The sequence below is a fragment of the Blastomonas ursincola genome, assembly GCF_013607875.1.
Classification (GTDB): domain Bacteria; phylum Pseudomonadota; class Alphaproteobacteria; order Sphingomonadales; family Sphingomonadaceae; genus Blastomonas; species Blastomonas ursincola.
In genome coordinates this window covers 558,834-580,555 of the sequence record NZ_VDES01000001.1, presented here as the reverse complement: position 1 = coordinate 580,555, position 21,722 = coordinate 558,834, and the positions used below count along the sequence as shown (strand labels likewise).

Below are 21,722 nucleotides of genomic sequence, written 5' to 3'. Positions count from 1 at the left end.
AAGTCAGTCCTGTTGGGCGGTGTCCGGCTGCCCCGGGTCGGGTTCCGGATCGGTTGCCGGGTCGCTCGCTTGCGCGCTGCCGGTCTTGGTTACGCGGCGGGGGTCGCTGTCGAGCACGAGCCCGAGGGCGTCGAGCTTGGCGTTCGTCACGGCGATCTCCGCCAGCACGGCGTCGGGATTGCGGCCCTGCCGGGCGATCACCTCGGCCAGTGTCATCGTTCCCGAGCGGATCGCCAGAAGGTTCGCCATCGCGTCCTTCTGCGGGTCGACCGCCTCGAACTTGGGCGGCGACCATTCGGCCGGCACGTCCGGTGTCGGGATCTGTCCTGCGGCCCACGCGGCCTCGGTGAACCAGCGCCAGACCGGGGTGCAGAGCATCGGAATGAAGAGCTGCCACTGGACAGCGTCGATCATTCGGCGGAACTCGACGAGCCCCGCCCGAATGGAGGAGTAGTTCACCTGGCTGAGATCGCCGGTGAGTAGCTCGTAGGGCACCCGGAACCCGGCCGAAATGGTATGCAGGCTCGCGCGCTTGTACTCGCCATAGCCGCCGGTGGCGGCCGGCTGGTTGAAGCGGATGTCCTTTCCGCCGCGGGCATAGGCGATCAGTCCTGGTTCGAACTGCTCGACCCGGTTGCCGTCGGCGTCGACCACCGCCGGGGCGATGCCCTGCTGCGCCTCGTCGTCGCCGAAGACGATGGCGGTGACGCAAGCCTCGGTCTTCTTGCGAACGATCTCGGCCACCTCGTAATCGTCGAGATCACGAAGGGCGCGGATGACCGGCGCGCCCCAGGGAACGCCGCGCGCCTGCGTGCGCTGCTTCTCATAGACATGCGCGATCTCGCTCGCCGGGACCGGCCGGCTCTGCAGGCCGTTTTGCAGGGCGCCATAGGCGTCGCCAGGATGCTCGGCGTGGAGCCAGTAGGCCTTGCGCTTGCCGAGCGGATCGAACTCGATTCCCTGCACCAGCCGTCCGGCGCCAAGCGCACCGGATTTGGTGGCGTCGAGGAAGTCGGCCTCCAGCACCTGCAATTGCAGCGGGACGGCAAGGCCGTCCGCCGCGCGCCGCAGGCGACGGCGCACCAGCACTTCGCCGGCCTCGACCATCTCACGGCAGATCAGCGTCTGAAGCCCGTAGAAGTCGAGCTGGCCATCGGCGTCGCATTCCGCTGTCCAGTGCTCGAACAGGGCGTCGACGCGGCGGTCCAGCGCCTCGTCCCCACTGGCGGCACGCGGCATTAGCCCTGAGCCAATGATGTTGTTCACCAGCACCGCCACCGCCTTGGCTGCATGCGGGTTGTTGCGGACGAGATCGCGCATCCGATCACGCAAGAGTGCCCCGGCCACGCCGATCTCGGTGTCAGCCGAGGATCCCGGGGCACGCCAGCCCTCCGTGCGGCGTCCTCGCGCGGCGCCTTCGTAGCCGCGCGCGAGCGTCTCGAACGCCTGTCGCGCCAGGACACGCCGCGCGGCGGCCCGAGGGGCGACCGAAGCGATGGCGCGGTCGAACCAGTTCGCCGCCATCAGCGATCCCCGCGCGAGAAGCCCGCGAGCCCGGCGACCGGAAGCGGCCGGCCCACACTGGCAATCGCACGCTCGATGGTGCGGATGCGGGCGAGCAGATCCTCCGCCGAGCCGTAGTCGACGGACTTGCCGTCATAGCTGACGCGGGTCGTGCCGCTGGCATAGGCCCGGCGCAGTGCCGAGAGCTCGGTTTCGGTCCAGTCGGTCATCTCAGAACCATCCTTCCCGCCGCCCGATCCAGTCGGAACGGCGCTTGCCTTGGGGCACCTGTCCCGGCCTGTGGATCTGCCCGGCGGGATCGCTGTCGGTAGGGGCCGCCCCGAGCTGGTCTTCGAGGTCACGCCATTTCTCTTGCGTCCAGCGGTCGGCGCCCGCGATCCAGGCGGCCGCGCGGGCGTAGACCCGGCAATCGAGTGCCTCGTTGCGCTCGCGCAGCTTCTGCCATTCGAGCTTCGCGAAGCCGCGCTTCGTGCGCACCGTCACAAGCTGTTCAGCCACGACCTGCTTCAGCCACTCGCTCTCGACCCATGTCGGCAGGTGGATCGTGCCGGGCGGGAACGCCGCGCCCTCGGCACGCTCCTCGGCCGTCGGACGCTCCAGCCGCAGGAAGCGGTAGGTTTCGGCCTTGAAGGTCGAGACGGCCACCGTCCAGAGTCGGGCGCCGCGACGCAGGCGCTTCCCGCCCTCGGTCGCATCCACGAAAGTGGGGCCGGAGACCGGACTGGAGCGATTGAAGCCTTCGAGCCCCTTGACTGGCGCGACCTGTGCAAAGCCGACTTTGCGCGACCAGGCGTAGATGGCCGGGGCTTCGTAGCCCGTGTCGATGGCGAGCCGCGCGATCCGAAGGTGCGCACCGTTTTCATGCGGCCACGACCGGTCGAGGAGTGCCGTCAATTGGTCCCAAGCATCATGCCGGTCCGGCCCGCCCTCTACACGCACGTGATCGACGAGCCAGCTTTCAAGCCCTCGGCCCCAGGCCCAGACATCGACCTCGATCCGGTCCTTCTGGACATCCGCGCCCGCCGTCAAGAACAGCCCCCCCGCTGGCACCGTGCCTGGCTGCCACGCCTCGCGGCGATCGTAGAGCCGCTGCCAGTCCGGCGCCTCTCCGGTTTCGATCCATGTCTCGCCGAGGATAGTGTTGCGGAACGCCTTGATCGCCTCGTCGGAGCCTTGGGCCGCCTCCCAGCTGCGCGCGATCCGGGACCAGCTGAGCCAGCCCACCGGCGAATAGAGCGCCGAGAGGTGGTAGCCGACCGTCGTGGGATCAGCGGCCGTGGCGGTCGCCCGCCATTCGCCGCCGTCCAGCATCGCCGTCTTGTGGTGCTCCGCGATGGGCTGATCGCAGCTCTCGCAGAGATACTCCGCCGTCTCCGGCTTGCCCTTCTGCCAGCGCAGCCGATCGAACTTCAGCCACTGCATCGCCCCGCAATGCGGGCACGGCACGAAGTAGCGCCGCTGGTCGGACGCCTCGAACTCGCGCTCGATGCGGCTGAGCCCCCGGATCGTCGGCGTCGAGACCAGAAACACCTTGCGCCGATGGGCAAAGGTCAGCGACCGCGCCTCGGCCAGGGTCACCGGGTCGCCTTCCTCGTCGGCCGAAGCCGGATAGGCATCGACCTCATCGAGGAAGATGTAGCGCGCCGGGGTCGAGCGCAGCCCGACCGCCGAGTTCGCGCCGGTCATGATCAGTATGCCGCCCGCGAATTCCTTGGACAGCATCGTGTTCCCAGCATCGCGGGATCGGGCCGGTTTGACCCGCTCCCGCAGCTCCGGGCTCTCGTCGATCAGCGGATCGATGCGCTGGCGCGAGTTGCGCTTGGCCAGTTCCACGGTTGGCTGGACCGCGAGCATGGGGCCCGGCGCCTGGTGGATCGCGAAGCCGATCCAGTTGTTGCCGGCTTCCGTCGCCCCGACCTGCGCGGCTTTCATGAACACGATCCGTTGCGCCGCGTCGCCGGGCGACAGCCGGTCCATGATCTCGCGCATGTAGGGCGTTCGCATCGTGCGGTAGCGCCCCGGTTCGGCCGAGGCGCGGGACGCCAACATCCGGTGCCGGTCCGCCCATTCCGAGACGGTGAGGTCGGGATCCGGTCGGATCCCGTTGCCCCAGGCGCGCAGGATCTCAGCAGCGCCTTCGAAATCCCTCAGGTCATATTCGTCACCGGAATTCGGGCCGGACCTCGGCGAGTTCGTCGAGGTGGGCGCGTACATGTTTCTCCAAGGCCTTCTGCATGGCGGCCGCCTCGACGCCGAGTTCGGCCGCCATCAGCGCCGCCGCGCGCGCCGGCCAGTTCACCCAGGCATCGCGCTCCTCGCGTGCCAGCCGGAACACGACCGCAACCGCCCGGGCGCGGTCGACGAGTTCTCCCTTGAGCTTCTGAAGCCGGATGCGCCGCTCCTGGGCCTTCAGCACCTCATTCGCGGTCTTGGCCTGCAGGAAGGTCGTGCCGCTGCCGATGGGCGGCGCGGCAAGCCCTTGTTCCCGCAGAGTGTCGCCAACGGCGGACACGGCCGCGTCGGGGACCGGCTTGAGCTTGGATGCCGTGGTGCGCCGGGACTTCGACGGGTCCGTCATCGCCGCCCGGCGTGCATCGCTCGCCTCTGCGTCGATGCTGCCATCCTCATGGAGGACCAGCCGTCCCGCCGCCTTCGCCTTCTGGATCGCGCCCCGCGATAGACCGACGCGCGCGGCGTACTGGCGCTCGCTCAGCCCCTGCATGGCGTTCTCCGATTATTGTTGCGATCCAGGTGCTTATCGAGTTGATAAGCGGTTCGGACAGAGCGAACGTGGCTTTCAAGACCACGCTGCAACTCGCCACGAGGAGCCACAGAGATGACCCGACGCGCCACCGACAACTCGAAGGCACTCGACGCCTTCATCGCCGCCAAGCTGGAGGTCGACAGCATGCTGGAACGCCTCAAGGCGCTCAGCGACGACCATTTCGAGACCAATCCCGACGAGATCAACTGGGGCCATGTCGGCTCCCTGAGCCACTACCGCGACAAGCTGCGCGAGATCACCGACATGGCGTTCCGCAAGGGCGAGCACGCCGGGTGAAATCCTGCGCCTGCCTGAACTCCGGCCGCGCCGTGCCGCGCGGCTTGGGGTCGTAGAAGGGCCGCGACGGTCGCGGTTCAATCCAAGGAGACGACCCCATGACCAAGCTCACCGACACGCAAGCCGTAATTCTCAGCGCCGCCGCTCAACGCGACAGTCACAATGTCCTGCCGCTTCCCGGTTCCCTGCGCGGAGGCGCCGCCACCAAGGTGGTGGAGACGATGATCGCCAAAGGCTTCATCGAGGAAGTCGATGCCAACATCCGCAAGGGCGAACTTGTCTGGCGCGAGACCGGGGACGGTCACGGCACCACGCTGGTGGCGACCGACGCAGGCCTCGCCGCCATCGGCGTCGAGCCCAAGGATGCGAACACCGCGCCTGAGGGTGCGCCGGGCACCCCCAGTCAGCCGAGGGCTGCGCCCACGACGCGCACGCCGCGCGAGGGCACCAAGCAGGCCGCGCTGATCGCCATGCTCCGCGCGCCGGATGGCGCCACCATCGCTGAGATTGTCGCGGCCACCGGCTGGCAGCCACACACGGTGCGCGGCGCGATGGCGGGCCCTCTCAAGAAAAAGCTTGGTCTCGAAGTGACCTCCGAGAAGATTGAGGGCCGCGGGCGGGTGTACAGCCTCCCGCCGGCGTGAAGACACGACGTTTTCCAGACCCGATGCCGCCGCCCGACCCGGGCGGCGGTTTTCATCTGGCATGGCGCAACCGGATTTCCTCGAACAGCCGACGCAGCGCGTAGGAACGTCCGATGCTGACCACCGTGAAGATGGCTCCCATCATGAGATTCTGCCCCAGTGTGGTGTGCAGTCCGAAGATTGGGAAGATCAGGATCTGAGTCGCCACCGCCACACCGTAGCCGACGGCGACATTGGCAAGGGACTCGACGAGAGACATGGCGCGGCTCTGTTTCACGGTCTGGCACCTCGCGAGATGACCTCGGAGGGAAGTTTCGCGAGAGCCGAGTGATATACGGCAGCTACATCCACGACAATCACCGTCTCGGGATGGGACCTGAGCAGCCGGCAGAGTTCCGTTTCGGACATTAGCCCGATTGTCTGACCGGGTTGGCGCTCGTCCCAACTCGCGCATAAGAGGAGCCCCGAGGAGTCAGGGATCTTGTCCATCTCAGCGAGATATTCGCGCAGGTCGCCAGCAATCAAACTCATCGCGTTGATCGACAGAGAGTGCTTCCGAAGCGCGTTGATGACCGCGAGGCATGCGAGGTCGCGCCAATCGAACCACCGTCGCTGGCCGGGTCGAACCCCCTCGGAGGGCCGGTAGTGACCGCGCGAAATCCACTGGCTCAGTTCGCCAGTCGTCATGGCGCAGGCTTCGGCAACCGCATGAATCGACCACATCTTCACACCGTTCTCTGGGGCGCAGACGCCGTCTCGCCCAACCACTCGGCCTTCACCTCGGCGAAGGTCCGGCCGTCGCCATCAAGGATCGCATTGCGCCCAGTATCCGCCTGCCAGCGCTCCACAGCGACATCGACATAGGCCGGGCTGATCTCCATAGCGAAGACGCGGCGCCCGTTGGCCTCGCCCGCCATGATCTGCGAGCCGGAGCCAGAGAATGGCTCGTAGCAGAGCCCGCCCCGCGCCACATGCTGGCGCATCGGTATCCCGAAGGCATCGAGCGGTTTCGGCGTCGGGTGGTCGGGGCGCTCATCCTTGGCGAAGGACGGCATTTCCCACGTCGAGGGCAGCGTCTCCTCGGCGACCTTCGGCGGACGGTTCGGGCGGCGCCAGCCCATGAGGCAGGGCTCGTGCTTCCAAAGGTAATGGGACCGGGTCAGGACGCCGCGGTCCTTTACCCAGATGATCTGCTGATGGACGAAGGCGCCGGCCTTCTCCCAGCAAGCCTCCAGCATCGCTTGGCGGCGGGACGCGTGCCAGCAATACCAGGCGGCGTCCTCGGTGATCGCCTCGGCCACGGCCGCGGCGATGAAGCCGTCGTAAAGCTCCTCGCCCTGCGAACTGTCGTCCCAGGTGACGCCGTAGGATTGGCTCCAATCCTTGTTCCGCGTCGGGTGGTTCGAGCCGTCGTAGTCCACGAGATACGGCGGGTCGGTGGCGAACAGGACCGCACGCTCGCCGTTCATCAGACGGCGTACATCCTCGTGGTTGGTGGCGTCACCGCAGAGCAGCCGGTGATCGCCGAGGAGCCAGAGATCGCCCGTGCGGGAGGCCGGATTGCGCGGCGGCTCGGGGATGGTCACGGGCGGAACCGAGCCGCCAGCCCTGCCGTCTTCATCGTCTGCGTCCGGGTCGAGCGCGAGGAGCTTGTCGAGTTCGCCGTCGGAGAATCCGACCAGCGACAGATCGAAGTCCTCGGCCAGCAGTCCCTGCAGCTCGGCGGACAGCAACGCCTCGTCCCAGCTTCCGAGTTCTGTCAGCTTGTTGTCCGCGATGCGGTAGGCCCGGCGCTGCGCCTCGGTCAGATGACCGAGCACGATCACCGGTGCCTCGGTCAGCCCAAGCTGCGTGGCAGCCAGAACGCGACCGTGGCCCGCGATCAGCTCCCCGTCCTCGCCGACGAGGCAGGGCACGGTCCAGCCGAACTCGGCCATGCTGGCGGCAATCTTGGCGACCTGGTCCGCGCCGTGCACCTTCGCGTTCTTGGCGTAGGGCTGGAGGCGCGAAAGCGGCCAGGTCTCGATCCGCTCAGGGGCGAAGCTCAGCGTCATGGGTCGGATGGGTCCGTGGATCGAAGTGGACACCTGTGGTCCTGGACTCCGGAAGCCGCGCTGGACTCCGTGCTGGGTCCAGCGGGCGCAACGGGCGTCCGACCATCAGGCGCGTGTTCGTTGGTGGTTTCTCGGGATCTGCGTGGATCCGGATGCCGGGTGGCTTCCCAAAAATCCGGCCCTGTCGCTGGCGATCCATCGCGCCTCGCCCGCCAGCATAGGATTTCCGCCAGGAAGGACCCGCGAACTCGTCTGGAAGCGGGACCAAGGCCGCGACGCGCGCGCCTCTCCCGAGGATAGCCAGAATCTACCCAAGAACCGGGGTTTTCGTCTCTTCGAAAAGTGTCCCGCGGACACTTTCCGCTTCGCTTCGCGAGCTTGCGATCATTCGCCGAGGAGCGCTCGCAGATCTTTCATCAGCAGGAAGAGGTGATAGGGATCGGTCGGACTGGATTCGAAGTCGAACTGCTCGTACCAGGCGCGCGCTTCATCATCCTTGGCATGAACGAGCAGCGCTCGGATACCCGCAATGTCCGCCGCTTGGCCTGTGCGCAGCAGTGCATCCTTGAGCAACGCCTTGCCCAGCCCCTTTCCCTGCTCGGATCGGTCGATGGCAAGACGCGCGAGGAGCATTACCGGGATCGGATGGCGGGCAAGCCCTTTGCCGACACGACTGGGCGCGTCGGCATGTTCGACGGCGCCGACCGCGAGGCTGTAATAGCCCACGACACGCTGCTCCTCGCGGCAGACGACATAGGTCTGAGCGCTGCCCGCTTTCTGGTTGACCAGAGCGTGGCGTTGGAGGAATCGATCCAGAGGTTCCTTGCCGCAATCAAACGCGTCGACGTCGTGGGAGGCATCGAGCTTTCGGACGGCAGAGAACGATTGGTTCTCCGCCGTCACTCAAGCACGCTCTTCTCGGCGAGCAGTCTGGCGAGGCGCGGCTTGCTCTGGACGGGGCGGTCGAGAACATCCTGGAAGGCTTGCCACTGGGCGTCATCCAGCCGGAACATGCGCCGATCGACGAGCGCTTCCTCGGCGGCATGGATGCCCGCTTCGAGCAGGAATTCCGTCACGTTCTTGTGCGAAAACGTGGCTGCACGCTGCAGCAGCGCCTTCATATTCGGCGTGGTACGCACTTCGATACGCTCGGACTTTTGCGCCATAGAATCGGAAGCTCTCGCATCACGACCGACAACAACAGTCTCGCGAATCCGACCATCCCGGGCGTGGATTTTCAGCTCAAAGCCTGAGCTTTTACTGACCTCTCTTGCGCGCGATATAGCTTCAGCTTTCGTAGCAAATTGTGCCGTTGCGCGGTTAGAGCCTTCCTTGCGCACTTCCCAGCCGCCCTTCTTAGCGGGCAGAACGTGGTAGGCACCGGACGTCACGAGCCCTTTAACCCCGGTTACGGATCGCGCTTTTCCCTCGGTTTTTTGATTTCGCTTGTTCATGATCGTCGCCATCCTTCACCTCGTGACACTCATATAGCATCCGTACACCGTCCGGACAATACCTCTGCCGCGGCAGAGAACTCGGCTCACTCTGCTCCTTTAACCATTTCAATCACATAGCGCCGCGATCGGAGCCGGGGGACTTTACGGCGGTTCAGCCGCCACGCGATCACGCAGAGCGCGTAGAGCCAGTGCTCGTGGGCGGCCGAGCGCTGCAGGCCGACCTTCCAGCAGATGGTCTTCCAGCGCTCGCCGTAGGCGCGCAACCAGACGATCTTGCCGTCGATCGGATCGAGCCCCACCGTCCAGCTGAGCGTCTCCTCCATCCGGCTGATCGCGGCGGGCGATGGCACGACGCGCATCGGCCTCGGCTCCTGTCCGACCTTGTCGGCGAAGCTGTGGATGATCTCCGGCCAGACGTTGAAGTAGCCCTGCCGGCGGGGCTCCGGTAGTCGTTTCAGAACCGATGCGGCTTCAGCCAGCCGCTCCTCGACCAGGCTCGGCGTCCACTTCACAGCACACCTCCTCGGGTCGCAATCGCCCAGAGCAGGATGGCGATGGCGTCGGCCTCGTTGTCATCAGCGGGCTGGAAGCCCCGTTGGCGAACGGCAGCCACGACAGCTTCCTTGCCGGCATTGCCCTTGCCCGTGGCGAAGCGTTTGATGGTGCCGACAGGCACGCCCTGATAGGCGACGCCCTCACGCTCACACCAAGTGGTCAACGTCGCCAGGAAGCCGCCGTAGAGGTGGGCGGCGTCAGTGCCGATATGGCGCCGGACCTCCTCGAAATAGATCGCGGTCAACCCGCCGCTGTCGTCGGCCAGTTGTTCGAGCCAGTGCTGGAAGCGCAGGTACCGCATGCCACCGCCGTCGAAGCGGCCGGAGCGGAAGCTGGCGGTTCCGCTGTGCACGATCCCACCCGCCAGGCTCGCCCAGCCCGTCGTGGTGCCGAGATCCAGGGCGAGAATGGCGCCGCGCGCAGATGTCGAGATGACCGGGGCCGGATGGGGCGCGCTCTTGGGGAGGGGGGACGGGCACTGGCTCATGGTGGTGGGTCCTTCTCGTCTGATGTCGGTGAGGGGATGGACGGCACGGTGCCTGCGCGCGCGAAGCCCCTGGGGGTGGGAGTGGGAGAACCCGCTCGGCGCGGTTCTCCCCCACCCCCGAAGGGGGTGGCTTTCACCCCCACAACTTCGAGAGCGCATCAACACGTTGAATATTCTGGAGAAATCGAAGTTGGGACGGCCCATGGCGTGGGTCGCGTTCCCAACTTGAATCTGCAAAAGGCCGCGCAGCGGAGCGCGCGGGAGCCAAGGTAGTTGGGACGAGCTTTCCCAACTTGAATGTGCGCGGGATGGCTGGGCGGTGCGCGGCGGCGCGAAAAGCAACGAAAGTAGTTGGGAAGCTGGCCGCCCAGCTCGCCGCAACTTGCCACAACTTGATCCTGCGTAAGTCCGCGTAATCAGGATGAGCTGGCGCATCACGAGGTCTCCTCCGTCTGATAGACCCAGACCAGGGGGTTCTCGACCGGCAGCGCCGCGCCGCTCTGCGGGCATTTGTAGGTGCTGGGAAGGACCGGGATCCGGACGGGCACGACCTCGCCGGTATCGGGGTCTGCCGTCTCTTCTCCGATCGGGAACGTCATGCCCTCGACGCAGAGATAGCCGAACTTCGAACGCGAGGTTGGCAGACCGAACGGCGCGCCATCGCGAACGAACTTGATGAAACCCTTCGTCGCCAGCACGCTGATCCGTTCACGGATCGTGTCCTTGCCGCCGAGCCCGGCCTGGTTCTCGAAGCTCTCGGCGAATTGCAGCGCGGTGTAGAGCCGGCCGGCCTCGGCCTCATCGAAGAGCAGTTGAAGGATCACGTCGTGTTTGCGCGCGCGCTCGGCGTCGAGCTTCTCGCCGAACTCGCGACGCACGAGCCTTGTCTCGGAGCGGTCGATCGCAATCCAGCGTCCGTCCACCTTGTCGACCATCATCGGCTCGATGCCGGGACCGTTGCGCAGCTCGAAATGCAGCATCCGCTCCGGCCGGTCCTCGTCGGGCCGGTGCATGATCACGCCGGAGGTGTAGAAGCTGCGCAAGGCTCCCGCGCCCGAGAGCGCCATGAACGGGTCCTCGACGAGCTGCTTCTTCGTGATCTTGCGGGTGTGATGGCAGAGGATCAGGCCGGCATCCGGGGCTACGGCGTCCCGCAGCGCTTCGACCCGCTCCTGCAGGAAGAAGAGCATCGCGGTGTTGTCGTTCTCCCCGCCGCCGTCCGGACCGCCATCGAAGAGATTGCGGATCGGGTCGATGCAGAGGATGTCGGGCGCGCCATGCCCATAGTGGGCGCGAACCGCGGCGATGGTCAGGCCCACGCCGCGGGCGTCGAGCAGCATGCGGACCTTCGGCGTGGCAACGAGATTGTCGCGCGCTGCGGCCAGGAGCGCCGGCTCGATCCGGATGGCCTGAAGCCGCTCCCGCAGATAATGGTACTGGATCTCCGCCTGCAGATAGAAGATCCGCAAGGGCCGGCTCGGCGCAAAGCCGAGGAAGGGCACGCCCGCCGCCATGTGGACGAGCAGACTGATCAGGAAGTCGCTCTTGCCGACCTTGGGGGCACCGCCGAGCACCAGCATCCCACCGGGCGTCAGCAAGCGCGGCGCGATGATGTCGTCGGGCATCGGGCTCACGTCGTCGAGCAGTGCGCCGAGCGTGAAGAGCGGAAGCGCGGACATCGGCGGCACGGAGATCCGTTCGAGGGCCGGTCCGTGGCGCTCTTCATGCAGCCGCCAGAGCCGCTGTGCTTCCGAGGCGAGGCGTTCGAGCGGCCAGCTCGGACGGAGCTGGGCGGCGTTGTACTGGCAGATCGCCTCCCACGCGTCGTCGCGGCTCATGCGGCCCTCATGCGCCATGCGGACGTAGTGGCCGATCGCGGCGCTCGCCCCCTGGAAGCGGGTCCAGTCGTCTTCGCCGCCTTCACGGACCGGGGTGGTCAGGATCTCCGTGATCGAGGGTTTGTCGCTCGATGGTCCTGGCTCTGATCCCACGCCGGCAAGCGGCGGCATGTCGGCGACGAGCTCGGCGAAGTCGCGCAGATGGACCTCGACCCGCGGGCTGTGGCGGCGGATGTTGACCAAGCGCTTGAACCCGCCCTTGTGATAGACCGAACCAGCCAGGCGGATCGGCTGGTGGGCCGAGCGGAAATGCGTATCGCCGCCGACCTTGACCGCAATGTCGCCGCGCAACCGACAGAGCAGCGAGATGTCCTCGCCCTCGGCCGGTTCACTCAAGCGCCACCAGACATGCAGCTTGTCGAGACCGTCCGGTGTACGGCCGCCGCTTTCGACGAGCAGTGTCGGCTCGCCGAGATGCCGGATGAGGTGGTCGAGCTTGGCCGCAATATCTCCGGCGTCGAGGTCGACGAGGACCGTCTGCATCTGCTGGACATCGGCGGCCTTGGCCTTGCCGGTCTCGGCGACCGTTCCCGGCACCACATAGAAGGCCGCCCCTTCGCGTGCTGCCCAACCGGCGAAGGAAACCGCCTTCTCCAGCAAACTGTCGTCGATCTCGATCCAGGCGTTGTGGGGTCGGCCGTCGATGCCTTGGCCCTTGTCCACGAACCCGCGCAGGGGCACCCAGCCCTCGCAGTAACCGAAGACGACGTCGAGAAAGACGGCGATCTGCTCTGGATCCGGCTCGATGTCGAACGGATCGGCCTGCGGCGCGGCGTCGTTGAAGTCGCGCCACGCATCGAGGGAGACGACCTTGTTCCCGCTCATGCCGGCAGCCCCCAGCAGCGTTCCGCCCACGGACACATTCGGCACTCGTGGAAATCACGGGTCGTGGCGATGCGCGGCAGCAGATCCCCTGCATCCGTCGCCTCAAGGATCCGCACGGCGCGATCGCTCATGCGTTGGGCGAGCCCCGCGTCGAACGGCACCAGTTCGTGGTGCAGTTCGGCGGTGTCCTTGTTGATGGCGGTGAAGAGCGCTGGATTGTCGGAGATGCCGGGGACCTGCGCTTCCATATAGGCCTGGTAGAGGGCGATCTGGGCTGCGTAGACGGGCTTCGCCATCACCACGCCCTTGGCCACGGTCTCGCGCCAGTTCCTGGCATTCATCGTCTTGCATTCCCAGAGCGCGGGAACGCCGATGCCCAGTAGCTGGGGTGCGGCGGCGATGATCCCATCGACATGACCGCGAATACGCCCGCCAGCAACCGAGAAGCCGAACTGCTCCCCATCCGGACGGTTGCCCTTGCGGGTATAGAGATCGAACCCGGCGCCGCGCAGCCAGACGATGGCAAGATCTTCGAGCGCGTGTCCGATCTCGAAGATCCGCAGCGTCTGGCCGGAGAACTCCTGGCCCTCATCCTTCGGCGCGCCCGCGAACTCGAATTGCAGCGCGCGCTCACAGCTGTGTCCGAGGCGGGAGCCGCCGAGATAGGTTCTGGGCGCAATCGCCGCGCGTTTAACGGCGATCGCTTCGTCGATGACGGCGTTGATGCGTTCGGCGCAAGTGGGGCGATGGTTGTAGTCGAGCATCAGAACGGCACCTCCGCTTGCGTATCGGTAGCCATGGCATGCATGGCGTCCTGGAAGCCGCCGACGGCGACCTCGATGAGCGTGAGCACCTGCGCCTCCGTGAGGTCGGAGAAGCGCGCCTGCCAGCCGATCTCCTCCATGATCTCGGCGACCGGCTTCATGGCGGCGCGGATCGCCGCCTTCTCCTGTTCGGTGAGATCAACCATGGCCCAGCGCTCCCGCGCCAAACGCGTCCAGAAGCCTTGGCAGGCCATCGAGCAGAACCAGACCGAGGGGCGCGGTTGCTTCGACCGCACCGGGTCGAACCAGCCAAAGCCACGGGTGGGTCGCCGGCAGACAGCACAGAGCGTTCCACGCGGATGCCAGAGCCGCCGCCGGTCCTCGGCCGTGATGGGGGTAAGACAGGCCATGGCTCATGCCGCCCTCCCGATGGCTGCTTCGGGCGCGGCATCGGCCGCCCCGAAGACGAGGGAGCGGATGGCGTCGCGGTTGAAGCGAAAAGCCAGCAGCGCCGAGGCCTGGTAGCGGGTGAGCCCGAAATCCTGCCGGTACTCCGGCGGCAGGAAGGCAAGCTGCCGGTCGGTGGGCGGCTGGTTCAGCCAGCGGCGCGTCTTGTGGGCGCTCTCGTCGCTCTCATGCTCGTTGAGCCAATCGTCGGCCGCCGCGAGGCAAACGGTGCGTTCGCCCACGGCCAACAGATGAGGGCGCTGCTTCTGGAGGCCTCCGATGCCGTACCACCGGCCGTTCAGGAAGAAGACACCGCCCCAGGCATTGAAGCCGTTGGCGATGAGCGCGGCATCGTCGCCGAAGAGCGCTACCCACCGGAAACTCGACCGCTTCAGCAGGTCGATCTCGGACATCACGAAGTCGCCGAGCGGCGCTGCTTCGCCGCCTTCGGGACGCTCCCAGACATGACCGCACAGCGGGCATTCGATAGTGGCGAGCGGCACGATGGCGCCGCAGTCCGGGCAATCCTTAGTGGGCGCTTCGCCGGAGGGCTCACGACCGTCCAGGTCGACGTCCTGCTCCAGCGAACCGTGCAGCAGGGTCGAGGTGCCGAAATCCAGCACGATGCAGTCGGTCTTGATGACGCCGGGATGCTCCTCGGGCGAGACCGTGCGCAGGCCCCGGCCGACCATCTGAATCATGGTCGACTTGTAGGAGCTCGGCCGCAGCAGCACGACGCAGCCCGTCGGCGGATGATCCCACCCCTCGGTCAGCACCGCGACATTGACGACGACCCGCAGCTCTCCAGCGGCGTAGGCGTCGAGGGTCGTCTTGCGGTTGGTATCGGCCATGTCGCCGTGGATCAGCCCGGCGGCGACACCGGCCGCGTTGAAAGCGGCGGTCACGTTGCGCGCGTGGTCCACGGTCGAGCAGACCACCACCGTCTGGCGCTCGCCCGCCTTTTCCCGCCAGTGGCGGATGACGGCGTCCGTGACCGGCGAACGGTTCATGATCGCGTCGACCTCGGCCATGTCGAAATCGTCGGCCGTGCGGCGCACCTTTGTGAGCTGGTCCTGGACGCCGACATCGATCACGAAGGTGCGCGGCGGCACGAGATGGCCGGAGGCGATCAGTTCGCCGATCCGGATCTGATCGGCGACGTTGGAGAACACCGGACGCAGACCGCGCTTGTCGCCCCGATTGGGCGTCGCCGTGACGCCGTAGATCCGGCACATGGCATTGCGCTGGAGCGCGGTGTCGATGATGCGGCGATAGCTGTCGGCGGCCGCGTGGTGTGCCTCGTCGATCACCAGGAGGTCGAGCGCGGGCAGCTGGCCGAGATTACCGGCGCGCGACAGCGTCGGCACCATCGCGAAGGTGACCTGGCCAGCCCAGGATTTCTCCTTCGCGTCGACGACCGAGGTCGTGATCTTCGGGTTCACCCGGCCGAACTTGCTGCGGTTCTGCGCGGTCAGCTCGTCGCGGTGGGCGAGCACGCATGCCTTGGCGCCCGTGCTCTTCGGCGTCTCGCCGACCATGCGACCGACGACCCCCGAAAGCATGATCGTCTTGCCGGCTCCGGTCGGGGCGACGCCGAGGGTGTTTCCGTGCAGCCCAAGCGCGCGGACGCTGCGCTCGACGAACTGCTTCTGGCGGGGACGCAGCAGCATGGCCGCCTCACTGCGCCCAGGACGGGCGTGTGCCCGCCGCCGGTGCTGAAGAGTGGGGCATGGAGGGCTGGGACGGCTGAGCCTGCGGCTGCGGCACCGCGCCGGGCGCGCCCATGAGGGCGGCATACTCCTTGTGATCCGGCGTCACGGCCGCGCGGATCTCGTTCTTCTCCTCGCCGTTGGTGTCGGTGCCAATGTCGATCCGCGCCACGAACTCGAGCCCGTCGAGATCGGCAAAGCCGCTGATGCGACGCGCGGCCTGGGCCTGGGCGGACGTGTCCTTGTCCGAAATGCCACGCGCGGAGTTGAGCATGCCGCGGATCAGGCTGCGGCCCATGTTCGCCCAGTCCGGCCCCTTGGGGCTGTAGAGCCCGATCAGGGTGAAGATCTTGCGCCGGGCGTAGGGCCCTTCGAGAACCGTGAACTCGCCCGAGAGATAGACCGAGCCGGTGGTTCCCCGCGTGGCGTATCCGCCGGTCCAGCCCTGCGCCGGATCGTCGAATCCGCCCGGACGGATCGTCAGGCGCACCTTGGCCAGCGTGCCCTTGGGGATGATGTTGCTGTTCTGCTTGGCGTCGTTGAAATCGTTCCAGGATCCAGTCATGGCTGGGGTCTCCTCGTTCAGGCGTTTTCGGAATGGGTGGGTGCGTCGGAGGTCGGCTCGGTCGCGGCCGTGGTCGGGCTGCGATAGGCCAGCCGCTCGGAGGCGGGCTTCACGGGGCCGCGGATCTTCGCCATCAGGCGCCCGAGATGCGGCTCCTCGATCAGGTCGAGGCGACCGGAGCGGTCCTTCGCCGGGAAGTTCCAGGGGTTGATCGTCTGGCAGACGAAGGCACGGTACGGCGCGCCGGACTCGTCCTTGATCTCCGCCATCGTCAGGACTTCATCGACGATGCCCGGCAGCTCGAGACCGGTCTTCGAGCCGTCGATTTGCGGCTGGAAGATGCGTCGATTGAAGTCGTCGAGCTTCTCGTCGAGGATCCCGACGAACCAGACGTTCTTCGCCCGCGTGTGCTGGAGATGCGTGAGCCACGCGACCATCTCGCGGCCGTGCAGGCCGTAGGCGCCGCGGACATCGGGCTTGCCGGTCTTCTCGGAGAATGCCTCGGGCTGCCCTTTGCACCATTGGAAGCAGAGCCGCCCGGCGACGGTGATCGAGTCGATAAAGACCGTGTGGTACCGGTCGAGCGCCGCCGGATCGCCGAAGCGCTCGCACACCGCCGCGAAGTGGGCCTCGCTGTAGACCTGGTCGTCCCGCAGCGCCGGGTTGGGGCCGCCGATGAAGACCGCGAAGTCGCGGCACTCGGCCCATGTGCGCGGCCGGACGCTGTCGCCGGACCATCCCTCGATGGCGAGGTCGCCCGCCTCCAGGTCGATGAACAATGTAGTGGCGGGGTCGAGCGTCCAGAGAAGCGAGGTCTTGCCGATCCCGGACTTGCCGAAGATCGTGCCCTTGATGCCGCGCGGCTCGGCGAGCCGCTGATCGGCGGAGATTATTGGCAAGAGGCGAGGAAGGCCGGAGGCCTGACAGGGAGAGGCAGGAATCGCCATCACTTGCCTCCCTTCGCCGCGATCAGGGCGTCGATCGCGACGTCCGCTCCCAGCGCGCCGGCCTTGCGGGCCTCGTCGTGGAGGGTGCGCACCGCGTCGATCTCGCGGTAGAGGGCCGATGCCCGCTCGTTCAGCCCGATGAGGGCGAAGGCCAGGTCGTCGATCGAGGCCGCCCCGACCGGCTTGACGGTCTCGTCGCGACACTCGCCAAGGGCCGGCACCCGGATGGTCTCGGGCAGCTTGTCCAGCCCGTAATGGTGCTCGCGGAGCACCGCGAGCTTCTTCGTGATGCTCATGACGTCACCTCGGTGTTCAGGGAAAGACGGAAGCTGGGCTTGCCGGTGCGGACGGTGCGCGCGTCCTCGAAGGCGGAGCGGATGTGGCTCGGCCAGGCCGCGAACTTGCGCTCGGGCACCTTGATCGCGACATCGACGTATTCGGTGGGGTCGTCGCCCTCGGCCCGGATGCGTTCGACGAGAGCGGCGAGCTTGTCCTGGTCCCAGTCGACGCGTTTCGGCAGGTCGGCGATCACGGTGACCGCGCCGTCATCGAAGCGGACCGTGCCTGTGTCCTTGCCGGCGGCTTGGCGCGCTGCATGGGCACGATCGCCGTACCTGAGGGCGACAGCGCCATCGAGCCAGTCGCATATGGTCTTGGCGCGGCGCAGGGCGTCGGCGGCCTCGTCCTGCAGGAGGGCGAGCTGTTCGGCGGGCAGAGCGGCGATGTCGCCGACGGCCATGCGCCGGAGCTCATCGAGGGAGATGCGGTTGGAGATCGTCATCACCACCCCCTCATGCCGCAGGCTTGTTGGGGTGGTCGGCGGTGCTCGCCCGGATCTGCTCGCGCTCGTACTCCTCGACGTCTTCGAGGCGATACACGACGCGACCGCCGAGCTTGACGAAGCGCGGGCCTTCGCCCGTCCAGCGCCAGCGCTCAAGCGTGCGGTGGCTGATGTTCCAGCGCGCAGCCAAGTCGATCTGGTTGAGGTGTTTCGTAGCCATCTGTTTCTCCTTGGGTTTTGGTCGAAAACCTGCGGAGAGGATGGACGAGGCCGGGGGAGGAGCCGGGGAGGAGCCAGGGAGGAGATACGGGAGGAATGCAGTCCGAGTGGCCAAAAACCAAAAAGGCCGCCCCGAAGGACGGCCTAGTTTCGAGAGGCGTTCAGTGTCACACCTCGAGCCAGCAGTTGGATCCGCTCTCTCTGATCACCTCTTGCCAGGTGGGGTGGCCACCGAAGAGATCCTTCAATCGCTTCACCGATGGCCCGCACTCGGCTTCCTCCAGGATGCGCGCGACGGGCAGCACGGGGTCGCCGCCCTGCCAGGCTTCGGCGAGCATGGCCACGGCGATCTTCTGTTTACCGCCAGTGAACTCATGCCACGTGCCATGCACGATCAGCACGCCGCCATCGCCGGAGACCCAGACGGGCCCTTTGTGCGAAGGCCCCTTCAGCAGGCGTGCGGCCAGGACTTCCGGGGCGACAGCGAGGCCATCCTCGTGATCGACGACATCCTCCAGCGCGACGAACTCATGGCCCCTCATGAAGCTGAGGCGATGCCGATCCGGAGGATCGAGGAAAAGGACAACGCGCAGGCCTTCGGGGGGACGGCGCGTGACGAGTTGACGGAACTCCTCGAAAACCGCCGGCGCCGTCAGACCTCGGGCGACCCAGATCCCAGCGCGCGCCCTGCGCTTCGGCAGCCGCGCCGTCCCAAAGTCCAGCACCGCACCATCAAGGGATGGCACGGGGGCATCACCGAGTGAGCAGTCGAGCCGGGCGATCACTCGCCGGGCTGTGGCCGACATGTCCAGCGCATAGACCCGGCGACGGGCGGTGAAATGCTCATCCTGCCACGCCTCATTGCCGAGATGCCCATGACGCCCGGTAATTGGGTGCGCGATGACGGATGTCGGGGTGTCGTCCAGATCGTCCTCGGCGACGACGGCCATGGTGCTGCCGCGCGGCACGAGCAGTCCCGCTTCGATCAGCTGCTTTCCGGCGCCGCGCTTGTGGGCGAGGGCCATGGCCGAGACCCGCGCGTCGCGGGTCCCGGCGATGGACGAGAGCAGCCGGCGGGCGGCGAGATCAATCCTCGAAGAGCTGCAGGTCATCAACCAGGATCCCCCAGCGCCGAAGGTACTTCTCGCCGATCATCTGCTCGGCCGCGGTGCGATCCTTCAGATCGCAGCCATGCGGCCAGGTGATCGTCAGGGTCAGCGTGCGCCGCCTGTCACCTCCCGGGCGCCGGGCAAGCTTCACGGCGATCTTGGCCCGCGTGACGACGTACCCTTCGCTCAGGGGCGTGCGATCTCCGAACTTCTCTTCCGCCTTAGCCCAGATCGTTTCATCTGCGCGCGCGGGCTTCTCCAGCGTCACCCTGAAATCACTGTCGTCGATCGGCATCAGGCGCAGCTCGCGCACCTCGACACCCTCGATCCCGTCCTCGGGGTCGACCGGGAAGTCGTACGGCGTCAGCAGCACGGAAAGGTCGTAGCACCGCAGCGGCAGGCGGTTCTCCCTGAACTCGATGCCAAGGAGGTGCGTGACCGTCGCCTTCACGATCTCGCCCCGCGTCACCTTGTCGTTGGCGATTACTTCGATGCCACCTGTTGCGGGCTCATAGGTCACCGCGGCCTCGAACACGGGACGATAAGCCTGCCGCACGAGGGATCCCTTATCGTCGAAGCGCAGCAGATCGTCGGGCCGTCCCTCGCGGTAGATCGTCACCTGCACGAGGTCGCATTCCTCACCCTCATGGGTCGTCCTCACCCGGTCGAATATATCGACATGGGCATGGGCGGCGCCCGAGAACTCCTTGATCGCGGAGACAAAGGCATGGCGGGCCGACGCGTCGCGTTGCACGACGCATCCGGCGTCGGTCATGTAGCCGGCCCACATCCGGCCGCGCCGGCGGTCCTCCGTGAAGCGAACCTCTTCGGCATGGCGGAACCGGTCCTGCGCGTTCAGGAACATCCAGAGCGACCGCGCATGCGGGTTCGCGAGCCCGTCGAGGAAGGCGGGGTCCTCCGCGACGCTGTAGATCGCGGCCTGCCCCGGCTCGTCGGACAGGGCATGGACACGCTCGGCGTCGTTCGAGATGCGGTCACGCTGGACGCGCGACATCTTCTCGATGGCGCCGAGCAGCGGCCTCGACAGCTCGGCCTCCGGCACGCTCCAGTCGAACTCGGTGGGCAGGCCGATCTCCGGCCGGTCGAAGTATTCGCGCAGCGCCTCGCCGGGCGTCTTGCGAAGGAAGGCGGAAAGAGCGGTCACGCTGGTCTCCTTTCGTGGTGCATCCGCGGAGTGGCTAATCCGCTAATTAGCGTATTCAGCACCCACGCGGAGTCAATCGAAAAAATACGCTTTTCCGCGAATTGACGGATTCTCTGCTAGAAAAGAGAGGGTTGGCTGCTGGAGGAGACCAGTAGGCTCAGCTTCAAAAGGCGGACTCGCGCGGCATCCTCTGAGACCGCGAATCGGTCCATGACTGCACGGATAAGTGCGCAGCCATCCTCCGATGCCTGGTGTATCGAGCCGTGCAGTCCTCGCGGCTCGCAATAATCCGAGACAAGGCGGCGCAGCTGAGTCGCGGGCATAAGGATCGCCCCGCTGACGTATCCAGCCTGCCATTCCATCCAGTCGTACTGGGACGCGCTTATGATGCTGTCGCGCTTGCAGATGGCCTTGTTCTCGATGCTCTTGCGATCGAACAGATGCCGGGCGATGAACTTTTCCGCCCAGAGATGGCGGTGGAAATACACATGCCCAAACTCGTGGGCGAGGGTCGTCCGCAGCCTATTCTCCCGTCGCGGGTCGTTGGCCAGTTTCTCCGAGATGGAGACCTTCGTTCTTCCTTCCGGAAAGAACTCGGTCATGCCTTCAACGTCGTCCCCGAAGTCCGATAGGTCGGCGTAAGCATCAAGTTCCGATTCGTGCTGCTCAATCAGCACTTCGAGATCATCCGTCCGTACAGGAAAATCGACGGAGCCACGACGGCCGCGCAAGAGGGCGGAGACAATCCGCTCACACTCGCGGTCAAGCTCTTGGGCGGAGTAGTGTGGCCTCTCCGCGAACCGTCCAGTCTTGTCGGGCACCATCCTAACCAAGGCGACTACCTCAATTCGTGATGTTCTTTCTGAAATTCGCGAAGCTCTTCACAATCTTATCTCGATCCTTCGCCTTTTGTCGCACGTCATCAGGAATCTTTCCGGCCAGCACGAAAAGGTAACCCTCGTCCTCATCGAGGATCGTTGCAAACTGCTTGATCAAGTGATCGGACGTGGGGCTCCGGCGGTCATGCTCGATGTCATTGAGGTACTGCGGCGAAATCGGGCCGCCACCTTCCTCCTTCTTCACGAGCGCTGCGAGCTCCTTCTGGCTGAGGCCCTTGGCCTTGCGGGCCTTCGCAATTGCCTGACCGAATGTCACGGACTGAGCCGACATTGCTGTCCTACCTTATCTGTCCCTGATGCCGCGGATACGCCTCTTCGCGGATGAGCGGATTGATACGCTACTTAGCGTATGGGATCAACGGCGAGGACGGAGGAGACGGCACACCGACCCCTGCGGCGCGCTTCGAATGATTGCGCGAAAACTCGATAACTAGTTGAATATACTTGCGTTTCGTCGTTTTGTGACTACCGTTTCGCCAGTCATCTTCTGTTGCGAACGGTCTCATGCAAGACGCCCGATCTGGCCCGAACCCGCTGCAGCCCGTCCGTCTGTCGACGGGCGAACGCCTCTATGAACTCGCGTTCATTCTTGCCGCGGGGCTGAGGCGTATA

Annotated in this window: 26 protein-coding genes; 2 read left to right on the top strand and 24 right to left on the bottom strand. The window is 66.1% G+C overall.

Annotated features, from left to right (window positions below; genetic code table 11):
* Positions 1-3: 3 nt before the first annotated feature.
* The 4 genes from FG486_RS02860 to FG486_RS02845 are packed head-to-tail and all read right to left on the bottom strand — an operon-like array spanning position 4 to position 4,246.
* Positions 4-1,524: a phage portal protein gene (locus FG486_RS02860; protein ID WP_181266368.1), complete on the bottom strand. Its 1,521-nt coding sequence runs from the start codon at positions 1,522-1,524 to the stop codon at positions 4-6.
* The gene (locus FG486_RS02855) at positions 1,524-1,733 is read right to left on the bottom strand and encodes a phage head-tail joining protein (protein ID WP_045449882.1); all 210 of its coding nucleotides are present in this window, start codon (positions 1,731-1,733) and stop codon (positions 1,524-1,526) included. Before FG486_RS02855 ends, FG486_RS02860 begins: the two co-directional genes overlap by 1 nt.
* A gap of 1 nt (position 1,734) precedes the next feature.
* Entirely contained in the window at positions 1,735-3,738 is a 2,004-nt protein-coding gene (locus tag FG486_RS02850) for a phage terminase large subunit family protein (RefSeq protein WP_181266367.1), read from the bottom strand.
* Positions 3,686-4,246, bottom strand: coding sequence for a hypothetical protein (locus tag FG486_RS02845; protein ID WP_181266366.1), 561 nt, complete (start codon positions 4,244-4,246; stop codon positions 3,686-3,688). Before FG486_RS02845 ends, FG486_RS02850 begins: the two co-directional genes overlap by 53 nt.
* 114 nt (positions 4,247-4,360) lie before the next feature.
* Between FG486_RS02845 and FG486_RS02840 the strand changes: the two genes are divergently transcribed.
* Both FG486_RS02840 and FG486_RS02835 read left to right on the top strand, forming a co-directional pair.
* Positions 4,361-4,585: a hypothetical protein gene (locus tag FG486_RS02840; protein WP_181266365.1), complete on the top strand. Its 225-nt coding sequence runs from the start codon at positions 4,361-4,363 to the stop codon at positions 4,583-4,585.
* A gap of 98 nt (positions 4,586-4,683) precedes the next feature.
* Complete coding sequence (locus tag FG486_RS02835; protein WP_181266364.1) at positions 4,684-5,229, top strand: DUF3489 domain-containing protein; 546 nt, start codon at positions 4,684-4,686, stop codon at positions 5,227-5,229.
* A gap of 52 nt (positions 5,230-5,281) precedes the next feature.
* Here FG486_RS02835 and FG486_RS02830 read toward each other — a convergent pair whose 3' ends face one another.
* The 20 genes from FG486_RS02830 to FG486_RS02730 all read right to left on the bottom strand — a co-directional run bounded on the left by FG486_RS02830 (position 5,282) and on the right by FG486_RS02730 (position 21,381).
* Positions 5,282-5,506: a DUF7220 family protein gene (locus tag FG486_RS02830; protein ID WP_181266363.1), complete on the bottom strand. Its 225-nt coding sequence runs from the start codon at positions 5,504-5,506 to the stop codon at positions 5,282-5,284.
* Positions 5,503-5,952, bottom strand: coding sequence for a MerR family transcriptional regulator (locus tag FG486_RS02825; protein ID WP_241695608.1), 450 nt, complete (start codon positions 5,950-5,952; stop codon positions 5,503-5,505). The genes FG486_RS02830 and FG486_RS02825 overlap by 4 nt, the downstream gene beginning before the upstream one ends.
* 2 nt (positions 5,953-5,954) lie before the next feature.
* On the bottom strand, positions 5,955-7,283 hold the full coding sequence (locus FG486_RS02820; protein ID WP_181266361.1) for a site-specific DNA-methyltransferase: 1,329 nt from the start codon (positions 7,281-7,283) through the stop codon (positions 5,955-5,957).
* Positions 7,284-7,667: 384 nt separating this feature from the next.
* Positions 7,668-8,186, bottom strand: a complete 519-nt coding sequence (locus FG486_RS02815; protein ID WP_181266360.1) for a GNAT family N-acetyltransferase — start codon at positions 8,184-8,186, stop codon at positions 7,668-7,670.
* A complete protein-coding gene (locus FG486_RS18095; protein ID WP_241695564.1) occupies positions 8,183-8,749 on the bottom strand; it encodes a type II toxin -antitoxin system TacA 1-like antitoxin in 567 nt (188 codons plus the stop codon). Before FG486_RS18095 ends, FG486_RS02815 begins: the two co-directional genes overlap by 4 nt.
* Before the next feature lie 74 nt (positions 8,750-8,823).
* Positions 8,824-9,252: a DUF6362 family protein gene (locus FG486_RS02800; protein ID WP_181266359.1), complete on the bottom strand. Its 429-nt coding sequence runs from the start codon at positions 9,250-9,252 to the stop codon at positions 8,824-8,826.
* Positions 9,249-9,782, bottom strand: a complete 534-nt coding sequence (locus FG486_RS02795; RefSeq protein WP_194249821.1) for a crossover junction endodeoxyribonuclease RuvC — start codon at positions 9,780-9,782, stop codon at positions 9,249-9,251. The genes FG486_RS02800 and FG486_RS02795 overlap by 4 nt, the downstream gene beginning before the upstream one ends.
* A 434-nt stretch (positions 9,783-10,216) precedes the next feature.
* The gene (locus FG486_RS02790; protein WP_194249820.1) at positions 10,217-12,505 is read right to left on the bottom strand and encodes an AAA family ATPase; all 2,289 of its coding nucleotides are present in this window, start codon (positions 12,503-12,505) and stop codon (positions 10,217-10,219) included.
* Complete coding sequence (locus FG486_RS02785; RefSeq protein WP_181266357.1) at positions 12,502-13,269, bottom strand: hypothetical protein; 768 nt, start codon at positions 13,267-13,269, stop codon at positions 12,502-12,504. The genes FG486_RS02790 and FG486_RS02785 overlap by 4 nt, the downstream gene beginning before the upstream one ends.
* Positions 13,269-13,679, bottom strand: a complete 411-nt coding sequence (locus tag FG486_RS18045; protein ID WP_206678357.1) for a DUF6511 domain-containing protein — start codon at positions 13,677-13,679, stop codon at positions 13,269-13,271. The genes FG486_RS02785 and FG486_RS18045 overlap by 1 nt, the downstream gene beginning before the upstream one ends.
* A gap of 3 nt (positions 13,680-13,682) precedes the next feature.
* Positions 13,683-15,386, bottom strand: coding sequence for a DEAD/DEAH box helicase (locus tag FG486_RS02775; RefSeq protein ID WP_181266356.1), 1,704 nt, complete (start codon positions 15,384-15,386; stop codon positions 13,683-13,685).
* Positions 15,387-15,393: 7 nt separating this feature from the next.
* On the bottom strand, positions 15,394-15,990 hold the full coding sequence (locus tag FG486_RS02770; protein WP_181266355.1) for a hypothetical protein: 597 nt from the start codon (positions 15,988-15,990) through the stop codon (positions 15,394-15,396).
* 17 nt (positions 15,991-16,007) lie between these two features.
* Complete coding sequence (locus FG486_RS02765) at positions 16,008-16,937, bottom strand: ATP-binding protein (protein WP_181266354.1); 930 nt, start codon at positions 16,935-16,937, stop codon at positions 16,008-16,010.
* Positions 16,937-17,233 carry a hypothetical protein gene (locus FG486_RS02760; RefSeq protein WP_181266353.1) on the bottom strand — a complete coding sequence of 99 codons (297 nt, stop codon included), beginning with the start codon at positions 17,231-17,233 and terminating at the stop codon, positions 16,937-16,939. The genes FG486_RS02765 and FG486_RS02760 overlap by 1 nt, the downstream gene beginning before the upstream one ends.
* Positions 17,230-17,718: a hypothetical protein gene (locus FG486_RS02755; protein ID WP_181266352.1), complete on the bottom strand. Its 489-nt coding sequence runs from the start codon at positions 17,716-17,718 to the stop codon at positions 17,230-17,232. Before FG486_RS02755 ends, FG486_RS02760 begins: the two co-directional genes overlap by 4 nt.
* Positions 17,719-17,728: 10 nt before the next feature.
* Positions 17,729-17,938, bottom strand: coding sequence for a helix-turn-helix transcriptional regulator (locus FG486_RS02750; RefSeq protein WP_181266351.1), 210 nt, complete (start codon positions 17,936-17,938; stop codon positions 17,729-17,731).
* 166 nt (positions 17,939-18,104) lie between these two features.
* Positions 18,105-19,049: a hypothetical protein gene (locus FG486_RS02745; protein ID WP_181266350.1), complete on the bottom strand. Its 945-nt coding sequence runs from the start codon at positions 19,047-19,049 to the stop codon at positions 18,105-18,107.
* Entirely contained in the window at positions 19,024-20,211 is a 1,188-nt protein-coding gene (locus FG486_RS02740) for a hypothetical protein (RefSeq protein ID WP_181266349.1), read from the bottom strand. Before FG486_RS02740 ends, FG486_RS02745 begins: the two co-directional genes overlap by 26 nt.
* 116 nt (positions 20,212-20,327) lie before the next feature.
* The gene (locus FG486_RS02735; RefSeq protein ID WP_206678356.1) at positions 20,328-21,035 is read right to left on the bottom strand and encodes an ImmA/IrrE family metallo-endopeptidase; all 708 of its coding nucleotides are present in this window, start codon (positions 21,033-21,035) and stop codon (positions 20,328-20,330) included.
* 19 nt (positions 21,036-21,054) lie between these two features.
* Complete coding sequence (locus tag FG486_RS02730) at positions 21,055-21,381, bottom strand: helix-turn-helix domain-containing protein (protein ID WP_144865744.1); 327 nt, start codon at positions 21,379-21,381, stop codon at positions 21,055-21,057.
* Between the last annotated feature and the right edge of the window lie 341 nt (positions 21,382-21,722).

What these genes read in the sequence shown, in the direction of transcription:
- FG486_RS02845 (WP_181266366.1), bottom strand. Translation starts at nt 4,246, where the DNA reads ATGCAGGGGCTGAGCGAGCGCCAGTACGCCGCGCGCGTCGGTCTATCG.
- FG486_RS02790 (WP_194249820.1), bottom strand. Translation starts at nt 12,505, where the DNA reads ATGAGCGGGAACAAGGTCGTCTCCCTCGATGCGTGGCGCGACTTCAAC.
- FG486_RS02750 (WP_181266351.1), bottom strand. Translation starts at nt 17,938, where the DNA reads ATGGCTACGAAACACCTCAACCAGATCGACTTGGCTGCGCGCTGGAAC.
- FG486_RS02840 (WP_181266365.1), top strand. Translation starts at nt 4,361, where the DNA reads ATGACCCGACGCGCCACCGACAACTCGAAGGCACTCGACGCCTTCATC.
- FG486_RS02820 (WP_181266361.1), bottom strand. Translation starts at nt 7,283, where the DNA reads ATGACGCTGAGCTTCGCCCCTGAGCGGATCGAGACCTGGCCGCTTTCG.
- FG486_RS02755 (WP_181266352.1), bottom strand. Translation starts at nt 17,718, where the DNA reads ATGACGATCTCCAACCGCATCTCCCTCGATGAGCTCCGGCGCATGGCC.
- FG486_RS02855 (WP_045449882.1), bottom strand. Translation starts at nt 1,733, where the DNA reads ATGACCGACTGGACCGAAACCGAGCTCTCGGCACTGCGCCGGGCCTAT.
- FG486_RS02850 (WP_181266367.1), bottom strand. Translation starts at nt 3,738, where the DNA reads ATGTACGCGCCCACCTCGACGAACTCGCCGAGGTCCGGCCCGAATTCC.
- FG486_RS18095 (WP_241695564.1), bottom strand. Translation starts at nt 8,749, where the DNA reads ATGGCGACGATCATGAACAAGCGAAATCAAAAAACCGAGGGAAAAGCG.
- FG486_RS02765 (WP_181266354.1), bottom strand. Translation starts at nt 16,937, where the DNA reads ATGGCGATTCCTGCCTCTCCCTGTCAGGCCTCCGGCCTTCCTCGCCTC.
- FG486_RS02760 (WP_181266353.1), bottom strand. Translation starts at nt 17,233, where the DNA reads ATGAGCATCACGAAGAAGCTCGCGGTGCTCCGCGAGCACCATTACGGG.
- FG486_RS02860 (WP_181266368.1), bottom strand. Translation starts at nt 1,524, where the DNA reads ATGGCGGCGAACTGGTTCGACCGCGCCATCGCTTCGGTCGCCCCTCGG.
- FG486_RS02735 (WP_206678356.1), bottom strand. Translation starts at nt 21,035, where the DNA reads ATGGTGCCCGACAAGACTGGACGGTTCGCGGAGAGGCCACACTACTCC.
- FG486_RS18045 (WP_206678357.1), bottom strand. Translation starts at nt 13,679, where the DNA reads ATGGCCTGTCTTACCCCCATCACGGCCGAGGACCGGCGGCGGCTCTGG.
- FG486_RS02775 (WP_181266356.1), bottom strand. Translation starts at nt 15,386, where the DNA reads ATGCTGCTGCGTCCCCGCCAGAAGCAGTTCGTCGAGCGCAGCGTCCGC.
- FG486_RS02835 (WP_181266364.1), top strand. Translation starts at nt 4,684, where the DNA reads ATGACCAAGCTCACCGACACGCAAGCCGTAATTCTCAGCGCCGCCGCT.
- FG486_RS02770 (WP_181266355.1), bottom strand. Translation starts at nt 15,990, where the DNA reads ATGACTGGATCCTGGAACGATTTCAACGACGCCAAGCAGAACAGCAAC.
- FG486_RS02745 (WP_181266350.1), bottom strand. Translation starts at nt 19,049, where the DNA reads ATGACCTGCAGCTCTTCGAGGATTGATCTCGCCGCCCGCCGGCTGCTC.
- FG486_RS02795 (WP_194249821.1), bottom strand. Translation starts at nt 9,782, where the DNA reads ATGAGCCAGTGCCCGTCCCCCCTCCCCAAGAGCGCGCCCCATCCGGCC.
- FG486_RS02730 (WP_144865744.1), bottom strand. Translation starts at nt 21,381, where the DNA reads ATGTCGGCTCAGTCCGTGACATTCGGTCAGGCAATTGCGAAGGCCCGC.
- FG486_RS02785 (WP_181266357.1), bottom strand. Translation starts at nt 13,269, where the DNA reads ATGCTCGACTACAACCATCGCCCCACTTGCGCCGAACGCATCAACGCC.
- FG486_RS02825 (WP_241695608.1), bottom strand. Translation starts at nt 5,952, where the DNA reads ATGTGGTCGATTCATGCGGTTGCCGAAGCCTGCGCCATGACGACTGGC.